The 16,127-nt window shown below is 69.5% G+C and carries 15 protein-coding genes; 5 read left to right on the top strand and 10 right to left on the bottom strand.

Features of this window, described 5'->3' with window-relative positions; translation table 11 throughout:
• Positions 1-11: 11 nt before the first annotated feature.
• Positions 12-692, bottom strand: a complete 681-nt coding sequence (locus BLT71_RS10780; RefSeq protein WP_091720023.1) for a hypothetical protein — start codon at positions 690-692, stop codon at positions 12-14.
• A 102-nt stretch (positions 693-794) separates the two neighbouring features.
• On the opposite strand from BLT71_RS10780, the gene BLT71_RS10775 reads away from it, so the two are divergent.
• Entirely contained in the window at positions 795-1,628 is an 834-nt protein-coding gene (locus BLT71_RS10775; RefSeq protein WP_091719995.1) for an oxidoreductase, read from the top strand.
• A 98-nt stretch (positions 1,629-1,726) separates the two neighbouring features.
• Here BLT71_RS10775 and BLT71_RS10770 read toward each other — a convergent pair whose 3' ends face one another.
• From BLT71_RS10770 to BLT71_RS10760, 3 genes are all read right to left on the bottom strand, one after another.
• Positions 1,727-2,161, bottom strand: coding sequence for a VOC family protein (locus tag BLT71_RS10770; protein WP_091719993.1), 435 nt, complete (start codon positions 2,159-2,161; stop codon positions 1,727-1,729).
• 104 nt (positions 2,162-2,265) lie between these two features.
• Positions 2,266-2,988, bottom strand: a complete 723-nt coding sequence (locus tag BLT71_RS10765; protein ID WP_091719990.1) for a response regulator — start codon at positions 2,986-2,988, stop codon at positions 2,266-2,268.
• On the bottom strand, positions 2,985-4,895 hold the full coding sequence (locus BLT71_RS10760) for an ATP-binding protein (RefSeq protein WP_231994263.1): 1,911 nt from the start codon (positions 4,893-4,895) through the stop codon (positions 2,985-2,987). The genes BLT71_RS10765 and BLT71_RS10760 overlap by 4 nt, the downstream gene beginning before the upstream one ends.
• A 183-nt stretch (positions 4,896-5,078) precedes the next feature.
• On the opposite strand from BLT71_RS10760, the gene BLT71_RS10755 reads away from it, so the two are divergent.
• Together BLT71_RS10755 and BLT71_RS10750 are read left to right on the top strand one after the other, a co-directional pair.
• Positions 5,079-7,055, top strand: a complete 1,977-nt coding sequence (locus BLT71_RS10755) for an APC family permease (RefSeq protein WP_091719984.1) — start codon at positions 5,079-5,081, stop codon at positions 7,053-7,055.
• A 50-nt stretch (positions 7,056-7,105) separates the two neighbouring features.
• Positions 7,106-7,726, top strand: coding sequence for an L-threonylcarbamoyladenylate synthase (locus BLT71_RS10750; RefSeq protein WP_091719981.1), 621 nt, complete (start codon positions 7,106-7,108; stop codon positions 7,724-7,726).
• A gap of 109 nt (positions 7,727-7,835) precedes the next feature.
• On the opposite strand, the gene ligD is transcribed toward BLT71_RS10750, so the two are convergent.
• Positions 7,836-8,858 (bottom strand): non-homologous end-joining DNA ligase, encoded by a 1,023-nt coding sequence (gene ligD / locus BLT71_RS10745; protein ID WP_172829957.1) that lies wholly within the window; start codon positions 8,856-8,858, stop codon positions 7,836-7,838.
• Positions 8,859-8,927: 69 nt separating this feature from the next.
• Between ligD and BLT71_RS10740 the strand changes: the two genes are divergently transcribed.
• Positions 8,928-9,617, top strand: coding sequence for an alpha/beta hydrolase family protein (locus BLT71_RS10740; RefSeq protein ID WP_091719977.1), 690 nt, complete (start codon positions 8,928-8,930; stop codon positions 9,615-9,617).
• Positions 9,618-9,636: 19 nt separating this feature from the next.
• On the opposite strand, the gene BLT71_RS20585 is transcribed toward BLT71_RS10740, so the two are convergent.
• The 5 genes from BLT71_RS20585 to BLT71_RS10720 form a co-directional block, all read right to left on the bottom strand.
• Positions 9,637-9,783: a hypothetical protein gene (locus tag BLT71_RS20585; RefSeq protein WP_172829956.1), complete on the bottom strand. Its 147-nt coding sequence runs from the start codon at positions 9,781-9,783 to the stop codon at positions 9,637-9,639.
• Positions 9,784-9,955: 172 nt separating this feature from the next.
• Complete coding sequence (hrpB, locus tag BLT71_RS10735; protein ID WP_091719974.1) at positions 9,956-12,586, bottom strand: ATP-dependent helicase HrpB; 2,631 nt, start codon at positions 12,584-12,586, stop codon at positions 9,956-9,958.
• A gap of 68 nt (positions 12,587-12,654) precedes the next feature.
• The gene (locus BLT71_RS10730; RefSeq protein WP_157693459.1) at positions 12,655-13,308 is read right to left on the bottom strand and encodes a hypothetical protein; all 654 of its coding nucleotides are present in this window, start codon (positions 13,306-13,308) and stop codon (positions 12,655-12,657) included.
• Positions 13,298-13,651 carry a hypothetical protein gene (locus BLT71_RS10725; RefSeq protein ID WP_091719969.1) on the bottom strand — a complete coding sequence of 118 codons (354 nt, stop codon included), beginning with the start codon at positions 13,649-13,651 and terminating at the stop codon, positions 13,298-13,300. Before BLT71_RS10725 ends, BLT71_RS10730 begins: the two co-directional genes overlap by 11 nt.
• A 171-nt stretch (positions 13,652-13,822) precedes the next feature.
• On the bottom strand, positions 13,823-14,335 hold the full coding sequence (locus BLT71_RS10720; protein ID WP_091719967.1) for a flavin reductase family protein: 513 nt from the start codon (positions 14,333-14,335) through the stop codon (positions 13,823-13,825).
• A gap of 347 nt (positions 14,336-14,682) precedes the next feature.
• Here BLT71_RS10720 and BLT71_RS10715 point away from each other — a divergent pair, with 347 nt between their 5' ends.
• Positions 14,683-16,119 (top strand): FAD-binding oxidoreductase, encoded by a 1,437-nt coding sequence (locus BLT71_RS10715; RefSeq protein WP_091719964.1) that lies wholly within the window; start codon positions 14,683-14,685, stop codon positions 16,117-16,119.
• The last annotated feature ends 8 nt before the right edge of the window (positions 16,120-16,127 follow it).

Below are 16,127 nucleotides of genomic sequence, written 5' to 3'. Positions count from 1 at the left end.
GTCCGCGCGGGTCAGCCCGGCTGGTCCGATGGCGTGCGTCCGGTGTCCAGGCCTGGCGCAGCGAGCCTCTCGAGGGCGGCGATGGTCACGTCCGGCAGGACGATCAGGCCGTCCAGTTCCCGCCGCGCCCGCTTGTAGGCAGCCTGGCGCTCCGCCGGGGTGGCAGCCGCGTTCTCAGCAATCATGAGCAGCTTCCTGGCCGTGGCGAGCCGCTCACGCTCGGGCCCGGAAAACTTGCTGTCGCGGATCCGGCGGGCTTCCCGCTCCGCCACGTCCAGGGCAACGGCAAAGGCGTTCACTGCCGTCCGGTAGGCGTCCAGCCGGGCGGGCGACAGCTCCGAGGCGGAGTGGGGACGCTGGCCGTCGGCGTCGCGCTTGGCCCGCAGGAATGCGACGGTCAGGGGTTCACGCACATCCGTCATGAGTGGAAAGTCAATGAGCTTGCCCACGTCGAGTTCGAACTCGAGCCAGCGCCGGTTGGTGGCGTCATGCGTGGCGGTCAGCGCCTCCACGTCGGCTGCCGAGGCCTTCCCGGCTTCCCGGGCCTGGTTCTTCAATGTGAGAAGTTCCACCTTGCGCCGGTGCCGCCGCTCGCTGGCCTTGCGCCACGAATTGGCATAGTGGCCGGCGAAAGCGGTCAGCGGAAATACCAGCCACCATTTATCGGAGAGGAAATCAAAGAGGTGCTCCACTGCACCATCCTCGCAGGCGGCAGGGGCTGCCTCAAGGCTGCGGCATGGCCGTTGGTTCATGATGTAGGTGAACCAGCCTCATCACAGGACAGGAGCACAGGCATGAGTACCAGGACCGCCCTCGTCACGGGGGCATCCTCCGGCATCGGAGAGGCCACCGCAAGGAAACTCCACGCCCTGGGTTTCACCGTGTACGGCGCCGCACGGCGGACCGGCCGGCTCCAGGACCTTGCGCGGGACGGTGTCCGCCCGCTGGCCATGGACGTGACGGACGACGCCTCCATGCTGTCCGGCATCGGCGAGATCATGGCGGCGACCGGACGGATCGACGTCCTGGTCAATAACGCCGGCTACGGTTCGTACGGCGCGTTGGAGGACGTGGACATCGATGAAGGACGGCGGCAATTCGAGGTCAACGTCTTCGGCGCCATACGGCTGGCCCAGCTGGCACTTCCGCAGATGCGCGCCCAGGGCTCCGGCACCGTCGTGAACATCACCTCGATGGGCGGAAAGATCTACACCCCGCTGGGCGGCTGGTACCACGGCACCAAGTTCGCCCTTGAAGCCCTCAGTGACTGCCTGCGGCTGGAGGTCAAACCGTTCGGCATCGACGTGGTGGTCATCGAACCCGGCGGGATCGAAACCGAGTGGGGCGCCATCGCAGCAGACTTCGTTGAGGAGACCTCCGGCAGGGGACCCTACGCAGCCCAGGCGTCGGCCGTGGCGAGGACGCTGCGCTCAGGTTCAAACCCGAAACGCAACTCCCCGCCGACGGTCATTGCCGACGCCGTGGGTAAGGCGGTGACCGCCCGCAACCCGAAGACCCGGTACGTGGCCGGGTTCGGTGCCCGGCCCCTCATCGCGGCCCGCAGGCTCCTCACCGACCGGCTGTTCGACACGCTCATCAGCAGGGCCGTTGGCCTGCCGCGGGCATAGGAACCGGGCGTGCGGTCGGGTGTAGCACCGGCCGGGCATTGGGAAGGGCACCCCTGCGGTGAATCGCGGGGGTGCCCTTCGCTGACGTGGCAGCCGGATCAGGGGGCGTCAGCGGCACGCTCCCCCGCGTTGGCGTTGACCAGCCACGCGACGCCGAACCGGTCCGTGCACATGCCGAAGACGTCACCCCACGGGGACTTCTCCATCGGAACGGTGACGGCGCCGCCGTCGCCGCTGAGCTTGTCGTAGTAGCCGCGCAGCTCCGTTTCGTCCTCGCCGCTGAGGGAAATGGAGATTGCGGAGCCCTCGCTGAATTCCATGTGGTTGGGGGTGTCCGAGCCCATGAGCACCAGGCCGTTGGGCGTGGTCAGCATGCCGTGCATGACCTTCTCGGCTTCCGCCGGGTCCTCGGCCATCTGGTATTCGCCGAACGTGCTGACCCGCAGGTCGCCGCCGAAGACTGACTGGTAGAAGTTCAGGGCCTCACGGGCGTTGTCCCGGAAGCTTATGTACGGGTTGAGGATGGTCGGCATACTGGATCTCCTTCGCGTGGTGTCTTGCTCATGAACCAGACAACATCCTGCCCCATGGGCGCCCCCGGGGGTAGGGGGTTCGGGAGGCCGCCTCGCCCGGCTGGTCAGGGCACGAACCGGTACCCAATGCCGGGTTCCGTGAGCAGGTGCCGCGGCTTGCCGGCGTCCGCTTCCAGCTTCCGCCGCAGCTGCGCCATGTACACGCGCAGGTAATTGGCCTCCTTGACGTAGCCGGGACCCCACACCCGTGCCAGCAGCTGCTGCTGGGTGATGAGCCGGTTGGGGTTCAGGACCAGGATTTCGAGGATCTTCCACTCGGTGGGCGTCAACCGGACCGCAGTGCCGCCGCGGTCCACCCGGCGGGCCGCCAGATCCACGCTGAACGCAGAGGAGGCCACCACGGGTGCCGCCTCCGGGGCAGGGACACGGCGCTGCAGGGCGCGCAGCCGTGCCAGCAGTTCGTCCAGCCCGAAGGGCTTGGTGATGTAGTCGTCGGCGCCGGCGTCCAGGGCACCCACCTTGTCCGCCGAGCCATGCCGCGCCGACAGCACCAGCACCGGCATGGTGCTCCACCGCCGCAGGTCGCGCAGCACTTCGACGCCGTCCATGTCCGGCAGTCCCAGGTCCAGGATCAGCAGGTCCGGTGCGTGCCGCGACGCGGAAAGGAGCGCCGATGCGCCGTCGGCGGCCGCGTCCACCGCGTACCCGTGGGCGGCAAGGGTGATCCGCAGCGCCTTCAGGAGATGGGGATCATCGTCCACCACCAGCACCCTGGCGTGGGCATCCGGTGCACCGGCGGCCGTCGTATCCTGGTTCGCCTGCGTCATGCCCCCGTCACTCCCGCCGGCCCGGCACCGGGTCCCGTGAGGGCACGGCCGGCAACTGGAGATCCTGCGACGGGTGGCCCGGCGGACAGCGGCAGGCGGATGACCATCGTCAGGCCGCCGCCCGGTGTTTCTTCAGCGTCGAGGCTTCCGCGCATCGCCTGCACGAAACCCTGTGCCACGGCCAGCCCCAGCCCGATGCCGGTTCCCTGGTCCGCGTCCCCCAGCCGCTGGAACGGCTGGAACATTTCCACCACCTTGCGGGCCGGGACACCCGGGCCGTGGTCGATGATGCGCAGCTCGCCGGCGGGGTGGCCGCCGGGGCCGGCCTGCTGCATCGGGGTAACGGATATGGTGATGCCCGCACCGGGGGCGTACTTCAGCGCATTCTCCACGATATTGGCGATGGCGCGCTCCAGCAGCCCGGGGTCCGCTTCCACAGCCGGCATGTTGGCGGGAAGGGCCACCGCTACTGCGCCGGCGGGGCACGTCCGGAGGGCATGGTCCACAGCGACCCGCCACCGAACGGGTTCCAGCAGCGGTTCCACGGACTGGGCAGTGATCCTGGACATGTCCAGGAGGTTGCCCACCAGCCCGTCCAGCCGGTCAGTGCACTCATCGATGGTTTCCAGCAGTTCCCGCCGTTCCTCCGGACCGTAGCCCACGCCGTCCTGAAGCAGGCCCCCGGCCGCCAGCTTGATGCCCGCCAGCGGCGTGCGGAGGTCATGCGACACGGCCCGGAGGATGGCGGTCCGCATGGCGTTTCCCTCGGCAAGGCGGGAAATCTCCAGCCTGCTCGCCTCCAGCTGCCGCCGTTCCAGCCGTGCCCGGACATGAACCCCGAAGGCGTCCAGCAGCCGGCGCTCCGCGCGGGGAATCTCCCGCCCGAACAGGAGCAGCCATGTGCGGCTGCCCAGTTCTTCGGCAGTCCGCGCCGCCGAACCGTCCGGGCCCTCGTCCCAGTCCGGGATGTCCCCCGCTCCCGCCACAAGTTCCCAGCCCGGCTGCGGAGGGTCCGCGGCGGCGGTGACGACGGCGGCTCCGGAGACCCCGAAGACACTGAGTGACTCCGAGAGCAGCGCCTGCAGCGAGTCCTCGGAGCGGGAGGCCCCCAGGGCCAGGTCAGCCAGGGTTGCCGCTTCGGCCCGGGCGAGGGCCGCTTCCTTGGAGCGGCGGGCCGATCCGTCCACTACGCCGGCCACGGCAACGGACACCCCCACGAAGACGCCCAGTGCCAGGACGTCCTGGGGGTCGTGGATGGCGAGGTCCCCCACGGGCGGCGTGGAAAAGTAGTTGACCAGCAGGCTGCTCCAGAGTGCACCGGCCACAGCCGGCCACAGCCCGCCCACCAGGGCCACAGCCACCGCTCCGGCCAGCTGGACCAGCACCGCCGTGGCCACGCTGTGGTCCTGGACGGCGAGGAGCAGCTGAAGGCCTGCCGGCAGGAAGGCCGCGAGTGCGAATCCCGCCAGGGTCCGGCCCCGGCCGAGCTCGGTCCGCGCACGCCGCATAGGGTGTGCGGCCGGGTCGCGGGGCACCACCTGGACATCGATGTCGCCGGCGTCGCGCACCACCCGGGCTTCAACGCTGCCGCGGAACAGTCCCGCAATCCGCCGCCGCCGTGACTGTCCCACCAGGATGTGGGTTGCCTGCACCGACCGCGCGTAGTCCAGCAGGGCCTGCGCGACGTCGGTTCCGGCGAGCGCGTGGTACTCGCCGCCCAGGCCGGCAACTGCCCGCTTCTGGTCTTCGAGGGCGCGTGGCGAGTCGCCTCGGGTCCCTGAGGGGGTCCTCACGTGCACCGCCAGCAACTCCCCGCCGCCGCGCCCTGCAAGGCGCGCGGCGCGCCTGACCAGGAGTTCGTCGTCGTCTCCGCCCTTAAGGCCGGCGACGATCCGTTCGGTTGCCATGAGGCACATTCTTCCACCGTTGCGGCAGGTGGACGCGCTGCGGGGCCGCTGAGTGTGGGTCCGCTCACAACGGCGTTAAGGATGCATCAAGATCGCCCGTTTGCCGGTTCCGCGGCCCGTGCCCGGTGCTACGTTCGGCTGTGCCCGGCGGCGTGCCGGGACTTTGAATCGAAAGGCATGGCGATGACCACCATGAGCCGGCCCCCGGCTGATCCCTCAGCCCCACCGCTCCCGCGGGGCGTGGCGATGAAGAACTGGCTGCTGTTCGGGCTGCAGGACACAAAGGGCACGCACCAGGGTCCTGGCGGCGTGGCAGCCAGCGGGCACCGAAAGCACCGCTGGTGGCAGGTGATGTGCCTGACGGGCGTGGACTACTTCTCCACCCTGGGCTACCAGCCTGCCATCGCTGCCCTGGCCGCCGGCGCCATCTCCCCGCTCGCCACCCTGGTGCTGGTGGCGGTCACCCTGTTCGGGGCGCTTCCGGTGTACCGCCGGGTGGCGGGCGAGAGCCCGCGCGGCGAGGGGTCCATCGCCATGCTGGAACGCCTCCTTCCCCGCTGGGGCGGCAAACTGCTGGTCCTGGTTCTCCTCGGCTTCGCGGCAACCGACTTCATGATCACCATGACGCTGTCCGCCGCCGATGCCACCGCCCACCTGATCGAGAACCCGTTCGCGCCGGGCTGGCTGCACGGCCAGAATGTCGCCATCACCCTGGTGCTGTTGGGCCTGCTCGCGGCGGTGTTCCTGCGCGGCTTCAAGGAGGCCATCGGCATCGCCGTGGTCCTCGTGGCCGTGTACCTGGCAATGAACGTGGTGGTGGTGGCCCGGGCACTCGCCGAGGCGGCCACCCACCCGGTGGCGGTCAGCGGATGGTGGGATGCCCTCACCACCAGCCACGGGAACCCCCTCATGGCGGTGGCCGTGGCGCTGCTGGTCTTCCCCCGCCTGGCACTGGGCCTGTCCGGTTTTGAGACGGGCGTGGCCGTCATGCCGCAGATCCGGGGAGCCGCCGGTGACACCGAGGCCAACCCTGCGGGACGGATCCGCGGTACCCGCCGCATGCTGACCACTGCCGCCCTGATCATGAGCACGTTCCTCATCACCAGCAGCTTCGCCACGGTGGTCCTGATTCCGGAGCAGCAGTTCCAGCCCGGCGGCGAGGCGAATGGACGCGCCCTGGCGTTCCTGGCGCACACCAACCTGGGCCCGGAGTTCGGCACGGTGTACGACATCAGCACCATCGCCATCCTCTGGTTTGCCGGCGCCTCCGCGATGGCCGGGCTCCTGAACCTCGTCCCCCGGTACCTGCCCCGCTACGGCATGGCGCCGGAGTGGGCCAAAGCGGTCCGGCCCCTGGTGCTGGTCTTCACGCTGACGGGTGTTCTCATCACGGTGCTGTTCGAGGCCGACGTCGATGCCCAGGGCGGTGCCTACGCCACCGGCGTCCTGGTGCTGATGACCTCCGCCGCCGTTGCCGTGACGTTGTCCGCGCGCCGGCTCCGGCAACGGCGCAGGAGTTTCGGCTTCTCCGTCATTGCGCTGCTGTTCCTCTACACCACGGTGGCCAACATCTTCGAGCGGCCCGAGGGCATCCGGATTGCAGGTTTCTTCATCCTGGCGATCGTGGCCATCTCCCTGCTGTCCAGGGTGCTGCGGTCCTTCGAGCTGCACGCTACACATGTCCGCCTGGACACTGAGGCGCTCCAGTTCGTTACCTCTGCGGTGGCCGGCCCCATCGGCATCATCGCCCACGAGCCGCTGCGCCAGTCCGCCGAGGCGTACCGCCGGAAGCTGGCCTCCGCCACTGAGGCGAGCCACTTCCCGGACAACGCAACCCCCCTGTTCCTGGAAGTGATGGTGGACGACTCCTCGGACTTCGAAACGGCCCTGGAAGTACGGGGTGTGCTCCGCCACGGCTACCCCGTGCTGGAAGTCCACGGCCCGGTGGTTCCCAACACCATCGCCTCGGTGCTCCTGCACATCCGGGATGTGACAGGGCTGATGCCGCACATTTACTTCCGCTGGACCGAAGGCAACCCGGTGTCGAACCTCCTGCGGTTCCTGGTGCTCGGCGAGGGCGAGATTGCCCCGGTGACCCGCGAAATCCTGCGCGAGGCCGAACCGGACGTCACCCAGCGCCCGTGGGTCCACGTCGGCTGACCCGGACGAAAAGTGGTGCCTAACGCTCCGGAGGAAAGTAGGCTCGGGTGATGGCCAGATTCTTCGATGTTCATCCGCACGATCCCCAGCCCCGCGCCATTGCGCAGGCAGTCAGCATCGTCCGCGACGGCGGGCTCATCGCCTACCCCACAGACTCCTGCTATGCGCTGGGTGCACAAATGGGCAACAAAGACGCACTGGACCGGATCCGGACCATTCGCCATCTGGATGACAAGCACCACTTCACCCTGGTGTGCCGTGACTTCGCCCAGCTGGGCCAGTTCGTGAACATTGGCAACGATGTGTTCCGGAGCATCAAGTCCGTGACCCCCGGAAGCTATACGTTCATCCTGCCGGCCACCAAGGAGGTCCCCAAGCGGCTGCTGCACCCGAAGAAGAAAACGGTGGGCGTGCGGATCCCGGACAACCGGGTGGTCCAGGCCCTGCTGGCCGAACTGGGTGAACCGCTGCTGTCCAGTACCCTGCTGCTGCCGGACGAGGACGAGCCGCTGACCGTGGGCTGGGAAATCAAGGAACGCCTGGACCACCAGGTGGACGGGGTGATCGATGCCGGCGACTGCGGGGCCGAACCCACCACGGTGGTGGATTTTTCCAGCGGGGTGGCCGAGGTGGTCCGGCGGGGCATGGGAGACCCGTCACGCTTCGAGTAACTGCCGGGCCCTGACCGCCTTCGCGGGGCACTGTGCCGCTGGCCGCCGTCGTGGATTACGACGGCGGCCGGCGGGTCCGTGCCAGCGCGCCCCGCTGCAGGATTGCGGCTCAGTCCTGCTTCTTGGCGCGGCTCGGCTGGACCCTCGGCGGTTCGCCGGGCATCTTGGGGTAGTCCGGCGGGAACGGCATCTCGCCGAGCCCGTCCTTGGCGTCCCTGTCCCACCACTCCAGCAGGGTGCCGATGGTGCCGGGCTTGTCACCGAACCCGGCCCAGGGGTCGCCCACCGTTTTCAGCCGGTCCGGGACGGTGAGGACGGTGAACTTCCGGGGATCCGTGTTCTCCAGCTCATCCCACGTGATGGGACAGGAGACCGGGGCGTGCGGCAGGGCGCGGGGACTGTAGGCGCCGGCGATGGTCCGGTCCCGGTTGGCCTGGTTGAAGTCCAGGAAGATCCGTTCTCCGCGCTCCTCCTTCCACCACGCCGTGGTCACTTTGTCCGGCATCCGCCGTTCCACCTCGCGGGCGGCGGCGATGACGGCGTGCCGGACGTCCAGGAATTCGCGGACCGGCTCGATCGGGGCGTAGACATGCAGGCCGCGGTTGCCTGAGGTTTTGATGAACGATTCGAGTCCGGCTTCGGCCAGGACATCCCGCAGCACCTGGGCGGCCGGGATGGCGTCGTCGAAGTCCGTACCGGGCTGGGGGTCGAGGTCGATGCGGAGCTGGTCCGGATTGTCCGTGTTCTCCGCCCGGGACGGCCAGGGGTGGAACACCACAGTGTTCATCTGCACTGCCCAGACGGCGGCTGCCGGCTCGTCCAGCACCAGCTGCGGATGGGAGCGCGCACTCGGATAGACCACCTTGACGGACCGGACGAAATCCGGGGTGCCCCGGGGCGGGTTCTTCGAGAAGAACATCTCGCCGTCGATATTGTCTGAGTACCGCTGCAGGGACACCGGACGGTCCCCGTTCGCTGCGATGAACGCCTCCCCCACTTCGCAGATGTACCGGGCGAGATCCAGTTTGGTCAGGCCCAGGTCCGGGAACAGGACCCGGCTGGGGCTGGAAATGCGCATCTCGCGCTCGCCGTGGGGGCCCGGGACGGTGATGGTGGTCTGTTCGCTCGCCATGGGGACAACGTACACCCCGCGGTCCGTACGGCAGCACATTTGCCCTGCCAGGTCCGGCATGATGGATCCATGCCCGCAACCGATCAGCACCTGTCCATCCCGGTGGGCGATACCGCCGTCTCCGCCGACTATGCCCGCCCGGACAGCCCGGCGGGCCCCGTACCTACTGTGGTGGTGGCGCACGGTGCCGGCGCCGGGATGGAGCACCCGTTCCTGCGCGGGTTCACCGATGCCCTGAACGTATTGGGCCTGGCCACGCTCCGGTTCAACTTCCCTTACCGCGAAGCGGGCCGTAAATTTCCGGACCGCCCGCCGCTGGCCATCGCCACCTGGCGGGCCGTCATGGATACCGCCGCGGAGCAGGCAACGGTCAACGGTGACACAGGCCCCGTGTGGGCCTGCGGTAAATCATTTGGCGGCCGGATGGCGTCAATGGCCGTGGCGGAGGGGATGCCGGCGGCCGGCCTCATCTACCTGGGCTACCCGCTCCATCCGCCGGGCAAGCCGGAGAAGCTGCGCGACGAACACCTGTACGGGCTGGCCACGCCTATGCTGTTCCTGCAGGGCAGCCGGGACACCTTTGCCACTGCCGCCCTCCTTGAGGACGTGGTGGCCCGGATCGGCCCGACGGCGGTCCTGCAGTGGGTGGACGGCGGCGACCATTCCTTTGCGGTGGCGGGGGCTAAACGGCCCGCAGACCAGGTTGGTGCCTCGTTGGCGGCGCCGGTGGCGGATTTCATCAGGGCCAGCGGCGGATAACGCCATAGCTTGGCGCAGGCTAGGCGGCGTCTTCGTGCCACCAGCCCTCCCACGCTGCTGAGGTCAGCCGGCCCGCCGGGAACGTGCCGGACTCGGTGTTGCGGGATCCACCGGCGTCGTTGCGGCGGCCATCCAGCAGGAGGTTGAGGCTGGTCAAGAGAAACATGATGAGTCCTTCCGTAGGTGGTGCGGACCACGCTGTCCGCGTAGAAAGAGCCTAGGCAAGGGATGTTTCAGCACGTCGACGGGACGTTTCGGCTTTGTATCGTTGTTCTCACGCAGCTGTCAGCGCAGCTGTCAGCGCAGCTGTGCACCGCGGCTTACTGCCGGTGCACGCCTCAGTTCCGCCGGTTGGTCCGTGCGGTGGCCGGAGCTGCCCAGGGGTCCTCGGGCCAAGGATGCCGGGGATACCTGCCGCGCATCTCGGCCCTGACCTGGGCATACGGCCCGGACCAGAAGGAGGTGAGGTCATCGGTGACGGCCAGCGGCCGGCGTGCCGGGGACAGCAGATGGAACAGGACCGGAACCCGTCCGCCGGCCAGGCGCGGAGACTCGGCCAGCCCGAAGCACTCCTGCAGCTTCACGGCCACAACGGGCCGGGTGGTTTCCTCGCCGGGGACCGGGTAGGACACCCGGATCCTTGAACCGCTGGGGACCTCAAGCCATTCGGGTGCCAGCTCATCGAACCGTGCCGCGTCCGGCCAGGGCAGCAGGTTCCGCAGCGGCCCGGCCAAGTCAACGCGCGCGACGGCGGCCCCTTCAGCGAGTGCCTGGAGTTCCGGGCCGAGCCACTCGTCGAGGCGCTGCAGGAGCGCACCGTCCGAAACATCGGGCCACGGTTCGCCCAGTTCGCGGTGCAGGAGGGCGAGGCGCCCGCGAAGGTCCCGTGCCGCCGTCGACCATTCCAGCAGGGCGAGCCCATCCCGGCGCAGGGCCGCGCTGACCGCCGCACGGCCCGCCTCCGGCGTGGGCCGGACGGGAGTCTCCGCCAGCACTATGGCGCCAAGGCGCCGGACCTTCCGTGCCGTGACCCGCCCCTGCCGGAACTCTGCCTCAACGGCTTCGGCCAGGAGGTGGCTGGCGGCGTGCTCAGCTTGCGCTGCGGTGAGCGGCGCCGCCGACCTGATCACTGCCCCGGTGCCCGCGGCGTCCCGCCCACCGGCCCTCGACACTTCCGCGACTGCGAGCCACTCATGGCCGCCCAGTGAACTGCCCGCCGGCAGCCCGGCCCTGGTCCCGGAGCTCAGCAGGTAGCGGGCAGGTCCGTCGCCGGGCACCAGGCGTGCCACCCGGTCCGGGTATGCCAGCGCGACGACGACGCCCGGCGCCTCGCCGGTGGCGGGGCCGGCGCGTCCGGCCGCGTTGCGTCCTGCGGCGTTTGGCCCGTGCCGGCGGGCGAGTGCTTCCAGGCGCCGGGTCTCCTCCTGCCACCGCCGCTGGGCCGGCCCCGCCTCCGTACGCAACCTGCCGAGCAGCCGCGGCAGGTCGGCGTCGGGTGCCCGCTGGTCCCCGGCAATGGCCGCCACCACTTCGGCGGCTGCCTGCGCACCCACGTCCGCGGCGCCGTCGAGCAGGGCGCGGGCCAGCCGCGGGTCTGCCGGAATCTCCGCGAGGACCCGTCCGGCGGCGGTGGCATGACCGTCAGGGGTGACGGCACCGAGCTCGCGCAGCACTTCCATGGCCTCGTCCATGGCCTGCCGCGGCGGCGCGTCCGGCAGCGCCAGGCCCTGGCCGCCTGGGGAACCCCAGCAGGCCAGGGTCAGGGCGGCGCCTGCCAGGTCCGCCACCCTGATCTCCGGGGTGGCATGCGCGGGCGCCGCCCCGAACGCATGCTGGCTGTAGCAGCGGACCACGGTGCCGGGCCCCTGACGTGCGGCACGGCCCGCCCGCTGGTCCGCCGAGGCGCGTGCGCAGGACACTGTCACCAGGCCGGCCATGCCGCGGGCAGCGTCGCGCCGGGGTTCCCTGGCCAGTCCGGAGTCGATGACCAGGCGGACGCCGGGTACTGTCAGCGACGATTCGGCAAGGTCCGTAGACACGATGATCCTTGGCTTGCCGCCCGGCAGGCGGCCTGAGACTGCCCTGTCCTGTTCAGCAGGGCCGGCCTGGCCGTGGAGTTCGAGGACGTCCATGGCGGCGCCCAGCCGGTGGCGCAGTCCCGCCGCCACATGGGCCACCTCCCGGGCGCCGGGAAGGAAGACCAGGGCATCGGAGGACGGGTCGGTGCGCAGGGCCTGCTCCTGGGCTTCCGCTGCGGTGATGGCGACGTGGTCAAGGAACGCGCGCGTCACGCCGCGGTCATCCAGCCTGGAAACGGTGGCCGGATGCCAGCGGACCTCCAGGGCATGGAGGACCGACGGCGAGTCCACCACGGGAGCCGGCCGGCCGCCGTCGGGATCCCCCAGCAAGGCCGCGAACCGTGCAGCCTCCACCGTGGCGGACATGGCCACCACCTGCAGGTCGCCGCGCAACTGGCGCACCTCGGCCAGCATTCCCACCAGCAGGTCCGTTTCCAGGCCCCGTTCGTGGACTTCGTCCAGCACGACGGCGGCCACGCCTGCCAGCCCGGGATCGGCCAGCAGGCGGCGCAGCAGGATGCCGGGGGTCACGAACTCGACGATGGTTTCCGCTCCGGCCCGGCGCTCGCCGCGGACGGTGTAGCCCACCCTGCCGCCCAGCTGGCTGGCATCCAGGGAGGCCAGCCGCCGCGCGGCGGCACGGGCTGCGACGCGGCGCGGCTGGGTCACCACAACGCGGCCCTCTCCACCGGCCAGGTTGGCCAGCAGCGGCGGCAGCATGGTGGTCTTGCCGGTGCCGGGAGGTGCCTGGACCACGGCAGCGGCGGACGGGCCGCCGGCGTCGAGCGCCTTCCGGAGTTCGGGGAGGGACCGCGCGAACGCGAGGTCAGCGCCAATGGCAGCGAGGTCAAAGGGCTGGGTATCAGGGGTGGCGGACGGACCCGTGGACAAACTCACCTGTCCATTCTGCCTGCAGCCCGGTCCCCCGAAGTCCTGCAGCGTGGTCCCGGGCGGACGGGTCAGGGTTTCTTGTGGCCCTTGGCTTTGCCTTGGGGTGCTGTGACGCCGGGCGGAGGTCCGGGTTGCTGCTGCACGGCCGGCGCGGGATCCGGCGCGGCAGGAGCAGGAGCAGGTGCTACGGGCACGGCCACGGTGCCTGCGGAACCGGCTGTTGGCGTGCCGTCCGCGGGTTGGGCGGCCTCCGCTGTGGGTGCTGTCCCGGCGGCAGCGGCGGTGCCGGCCACCGCAGCCCGGGACTCAAGCTGCCCGGTGATGTCGGCCCGCACCTCGCCCAGGGCACTCTCGATGCCGCGCAGCCGCGGTGCGGTGATCCGGCCGTCGAGGGCGGCACGGTCGAGGTCATCCTCGAGTCCCTGCAGGGCAGCAAGTGCGCCCTCGAGCCTGTTTTCCGCGGCCGCCTGGCTGATGCTCAGGACCCGGATCTGGAAGCCCCGCATAGTGGCCTGATCGGTGTCGCCGGCCTGTTGCCCCTGATAGACAGCCGCGGAGCCGGCCGTGAGGGCCGCAGCGACCAGGACGGCGATACCGCTGCGGAGGAGAGTGGAGCGTGACAGGAGGCGGGGGCGCCGTGTTGGCCATGAAGGGGCTACGGGCAACGGTGCTACGGGCCTCGCGGCCGGGGCTTCACCGCCCGGCGTCAACTCAGGCAGCATGCCGGCCCCGGAGTGGGGCCAGGGACGCAGCCGGGCGCATCGGCAGGGTGGAAACCCGCGCCGGAACTGGGACCGCGGCGATATCGCGTTCGGCGGCATCGGCCCCGGCAACAGGCTGCGGGCCGCGCCGGGTGTCAGCGTGGGCGCGGAGACGTCCGAGGACGCCCTGGACCGCTGCGCGCAGCAGGACCGCTGCCAGCTGACCGATGCCCACGCCCAGCAGCACATGGCCGGCCAGGTACTGTCCGCCGGGCGCCGCACCGCCATAAGGGGCTGACGCGGCAACGGCTGCTCCGCCGGCAGTGAGCATCAGTGACCAGGCAACGCCGAATACTGCGCCCATTGTTCCTGCTTCCATCGTCCGCTAATCAGCAAGCTTACGGTAATGCTCAGCAAGCTTACTACTCGGCGGTGCGGATGCAAGAACCCTGCAGGAAGCCGGATCAGGACCAGGCCGCCACCCGGGCGGAAACGGCCGCCCGCTGCGTCGCCATCCCGAAGCGGAAGTGGGTGGTCAGCTGGCGGCTTCAAGCAGGCGGGCCGGCGAAAGTCCGGCGTACCGGCCCTTGAAGAACAGGAGCGGCTCTGCGTCCGTCCGGGCACTCAGGTGCCGCACGCTGGCCACCACAATGGTGTGGTCGCCGCCGTCGTACTCCGCATGGAGTTCGCAATCGATCCAGGCGAGGGCATCGTCAAGGATGGGGTTGCCCAGGGGCGAGGACGTGTGGCTGACCCCGGCGAACTTGTCCGTTCCGGAGCGGGCAAACTGTCCGGCGAGGTGCTGGTGTTCGGCCGGCAGGATGTTCACCGTGAAGGAGCCCGCGTCCCGCAGGACGGGCCACGTGCTGGAGGTTCGGGCGGGGCTGAACGTGACCAGCGCGGGTTCCAGCGACAGGGATGCGAACGACTGGCAGGTAAAGCCGGCCGGCCCTTGCGGGGTTGAGCTGGTAATTACCGTCAGCCCGCTGGCAAAGGTTCCAAAAATATCGCGAAGCCGGCGGGGGGCAAGATCTGATGTGGCTGTCATTATGTGGCCTCTCGTTTGGATCGTTACCTCACCAAACCATTACCCAAATCAATTCGACAAGCACAGCCGCAATGCACTGACGCGCTCCGCAACGCGGCTTCACGCCGGTACCCGCGGCGTCATCTGACGGCACTGTTACGCCGTTCATGACCGTTTCTTACCGCCCGTTGATCCGCATGTCCTGCAATTTCGATTTGTTTATTCCGGTTTCGTCCAGGTTCGCGGCGCAGGGGCCAACAAAGCTAATTTCCCTTAGAACCGAGATGAAAATGACGCTCCCGGGAAATTCCTCTTTCCCTCACTGTCACATTCTTCCGCCAGGCACCCACCCCGAAAGAGATTCCGGCATGACATCAGCAGAACCCGAAACGCGGCCACGCCCCACCCATACGCAACGTGCCGTGGACTCATTTGTCCTGGAACTTTCCGCCCGCCACCCGGGCATTGAGGTGTTGGCGCCGACGCCGGAAACCGGGCCCTACCGTTACGACGCCGCGACGGCGAAAACGGCCGCGCCCGACGCCGGCACAGATGGTCCCGCAGTTGTCTTCCCTGCCAGCGCCGGTGAGGTTCAGCAGGTGGTGCGGCTGGCCGCTGAACTGGGCGTCTCGGTGGTTCCCCGCGGCGCCGGTACCGGACTGTCCGGCGGCGCCACCGCAACCGCCGGCCAGGTGGTGGTGTCCACGGAACGGCTGACAGCTGTCATCGAGGTCTCGCCGCTCGACGAAGTTGCCGTGGTTGAACCGGGCCTCATTAACGCTGAGCTGAACGCACGCCTCGCGCCGCACGGGCTGTTCTATGCCCCCGATCCTGCCAGCTTCGACATCTCATCGATCGGCGGCAACATTGCCACCAACGCCGGCGGGCTGCGGTGCGCCAAGTACGGGGTGACCCGCGAATCCGTCCTGGCCCTCGACGTCGTCCTCGCCGACGGCAGCCTGGTCAGCGTGGGGCACCGTTCCATCAAGGGCGTGACCGGGCTGGACCTGACCTCGCTGTTCGTCGGCTCCGAGGGAATCCTGGGGATCGTGGTCAGGGCTACCGTCCGGCTGCGGCCCATCCCGGTGGCCCGGAGGACCGTCACAGCGTTCTTTGACAGCACGGCGGCCGGCGCCGCGGGCCTCTCCGCCATCACCCTCTCCCCGGTCCGGCCTGCGGCCATCGAGTTCTTTGATACGCCCAGCCTGGACAACATCGACAGCCACTCCGGCACCAGCCTCCGCGGCCGCGGCGCCGCGCTGATCCTGATCGAACTCGACGGCTACGGCATCGAAGCGCAGTCCGCGGACCTTGCCGCTGCACTCACCGCCGCCGGCGGGCGGGTCACAGTGGAATCGGACGACGACGGCGTGCGGCTCTGGGAACTGCGCCGCAGCGGCCGCGGCCTCCCGAAGGACAAGTGGTACATCGGCGAGGACATTGCCGTCCCGAAGTCCCGGCTCCCCGAAGTCTATGCAGCGTTTCCGGCGCTGGAAGCACGGTTCGGCGTCGACATCTCGGCCGTATCGCACGCCGGCGACGGCAACCTCCACCCGCTGATCACCCTCGACAGGCAGCCCGGCGACGACCCCGCGCAGCCGCCGGCGGCCCTGCAGGAGGCCGCCACCGAACTGGTCCGCGTGGCCCTCTCGCTCGGCGGCACCGTCACCGGCGAACACGGCATCGGCAGCATCAAGCAGGACTGGGCCGCGCTGGAACTCTCCCCCCGAATCCGCCAGGCGCAGCACGCCATCAAATCAGCCCTGGACCCGCACGCACTGCTCAATCCCGGCAAAGCCATCTAGCCCAGCGG

The sequence above is a fragment of the Pseudarthrobacter equi genome (assembly GCF_900105535.1).
GTDB lineage: Bacteria > Actinomycetota > Actinomycetes > Actinomycetales > Micrococcaceae > Arthrobacter > Arthrobacter equi.
Note: the sequence above shows the minus strand (reverse complement) of the source record. Positions and strands in the feature narration are given on the sequence as shown.

Bases quoted from the DNA above. Each gene is read 5' to 3' on its own strand.
- BLT71_RS10775 (WP_091719995.1), top strand. From the start codon at position 795: ATGAGTACCAGGACCGCCCTCGTCACGGGGGCATCCTCCGGCATCGGA.
- BLT71_RS10770 (WP_091719993.1), bottom strand. From the start codon at position 2,161: ATGCCGACCATCCTCAACCCGTACATAAGCTTCCGGGACAACGCCCGT.
- BLT71_RS10765 (WP_091719990.1), bottom strand. From the start codon at position 2,988: ATGACGCAGGCGAACCAGGATACGACGGCCGCCGGTGCACCGGATGCC.
- BLT71_RS10760 (WP_231994263.1), bottom strand. From the start codon at position 4,895: ATGGCAACCGAACGGATCGTCGCCGGCCTTAAGGGCGGAGACGACGAC.
- BLT71_RS10755 (WP_091719984.1), top strand. From the start codon at position 5,079: ATGACCACCATGAGCCGGCCCCCGGCTGATCCCTCAGCCCCACCGCTC.
- BLT71_RS10750 (WP_091719981.1), top strand. From the start codon at position 7,106: ATGGCCAGATTCTTCGATGTTCATCCGCACGATCCCCAGCCCCGCGCC.
- ligD (WP_172829957.1), bottom strand. From the start codon at position 8,858: ATGGCGAGCGAACAGACCACCATCACCGTCCCGGGCCCCCACGGCGAG.
- BLT71_RS10740 (WP_091719977.1), top strand. From the start codon at position 8,928: ATGCCCGCAACCGATCAGCACCTGTCCATCCCGGTGGGCGATACCGCC.
- BLT71_RS20585 (WP_172829956.1), bottom strand. From the start codon at position 9,783: ATGTTTCTCTTGACCAGCCTCAACCTCCTGCTGGATGGCCGCCGCAAC.
- BLT71_RS10730 (WP_157693459.1), bottom strand. From the start codon at position 13,308: ATGCTGCCTGAGTTGACGCCGGGCGGTGAAGCCCCGGCCGCGAGGCCC.
- BLT71_RS10725 (WP_091719969.1), bottom strand. From the start codon at position 13,651: ATGGGCGCAGTATTCGGCGTTGCCTGGTCACTGATGCTCACTGCCGGC.
- BLT71_RS10720 (WP_091719967.1), bottom strand. From the start codon at position 14,335: ATGACAGCCACATCAGATCTTGCCCCCCGCCGGCTTCGCGATATTTTT.
- BLT71_RS10715 (WP_091719964.1), top strand. From the start codon at position 14,683: ATGACATCAGCAGAACCCGAAACGCGGCCACGCCCCACCCATACGCAA.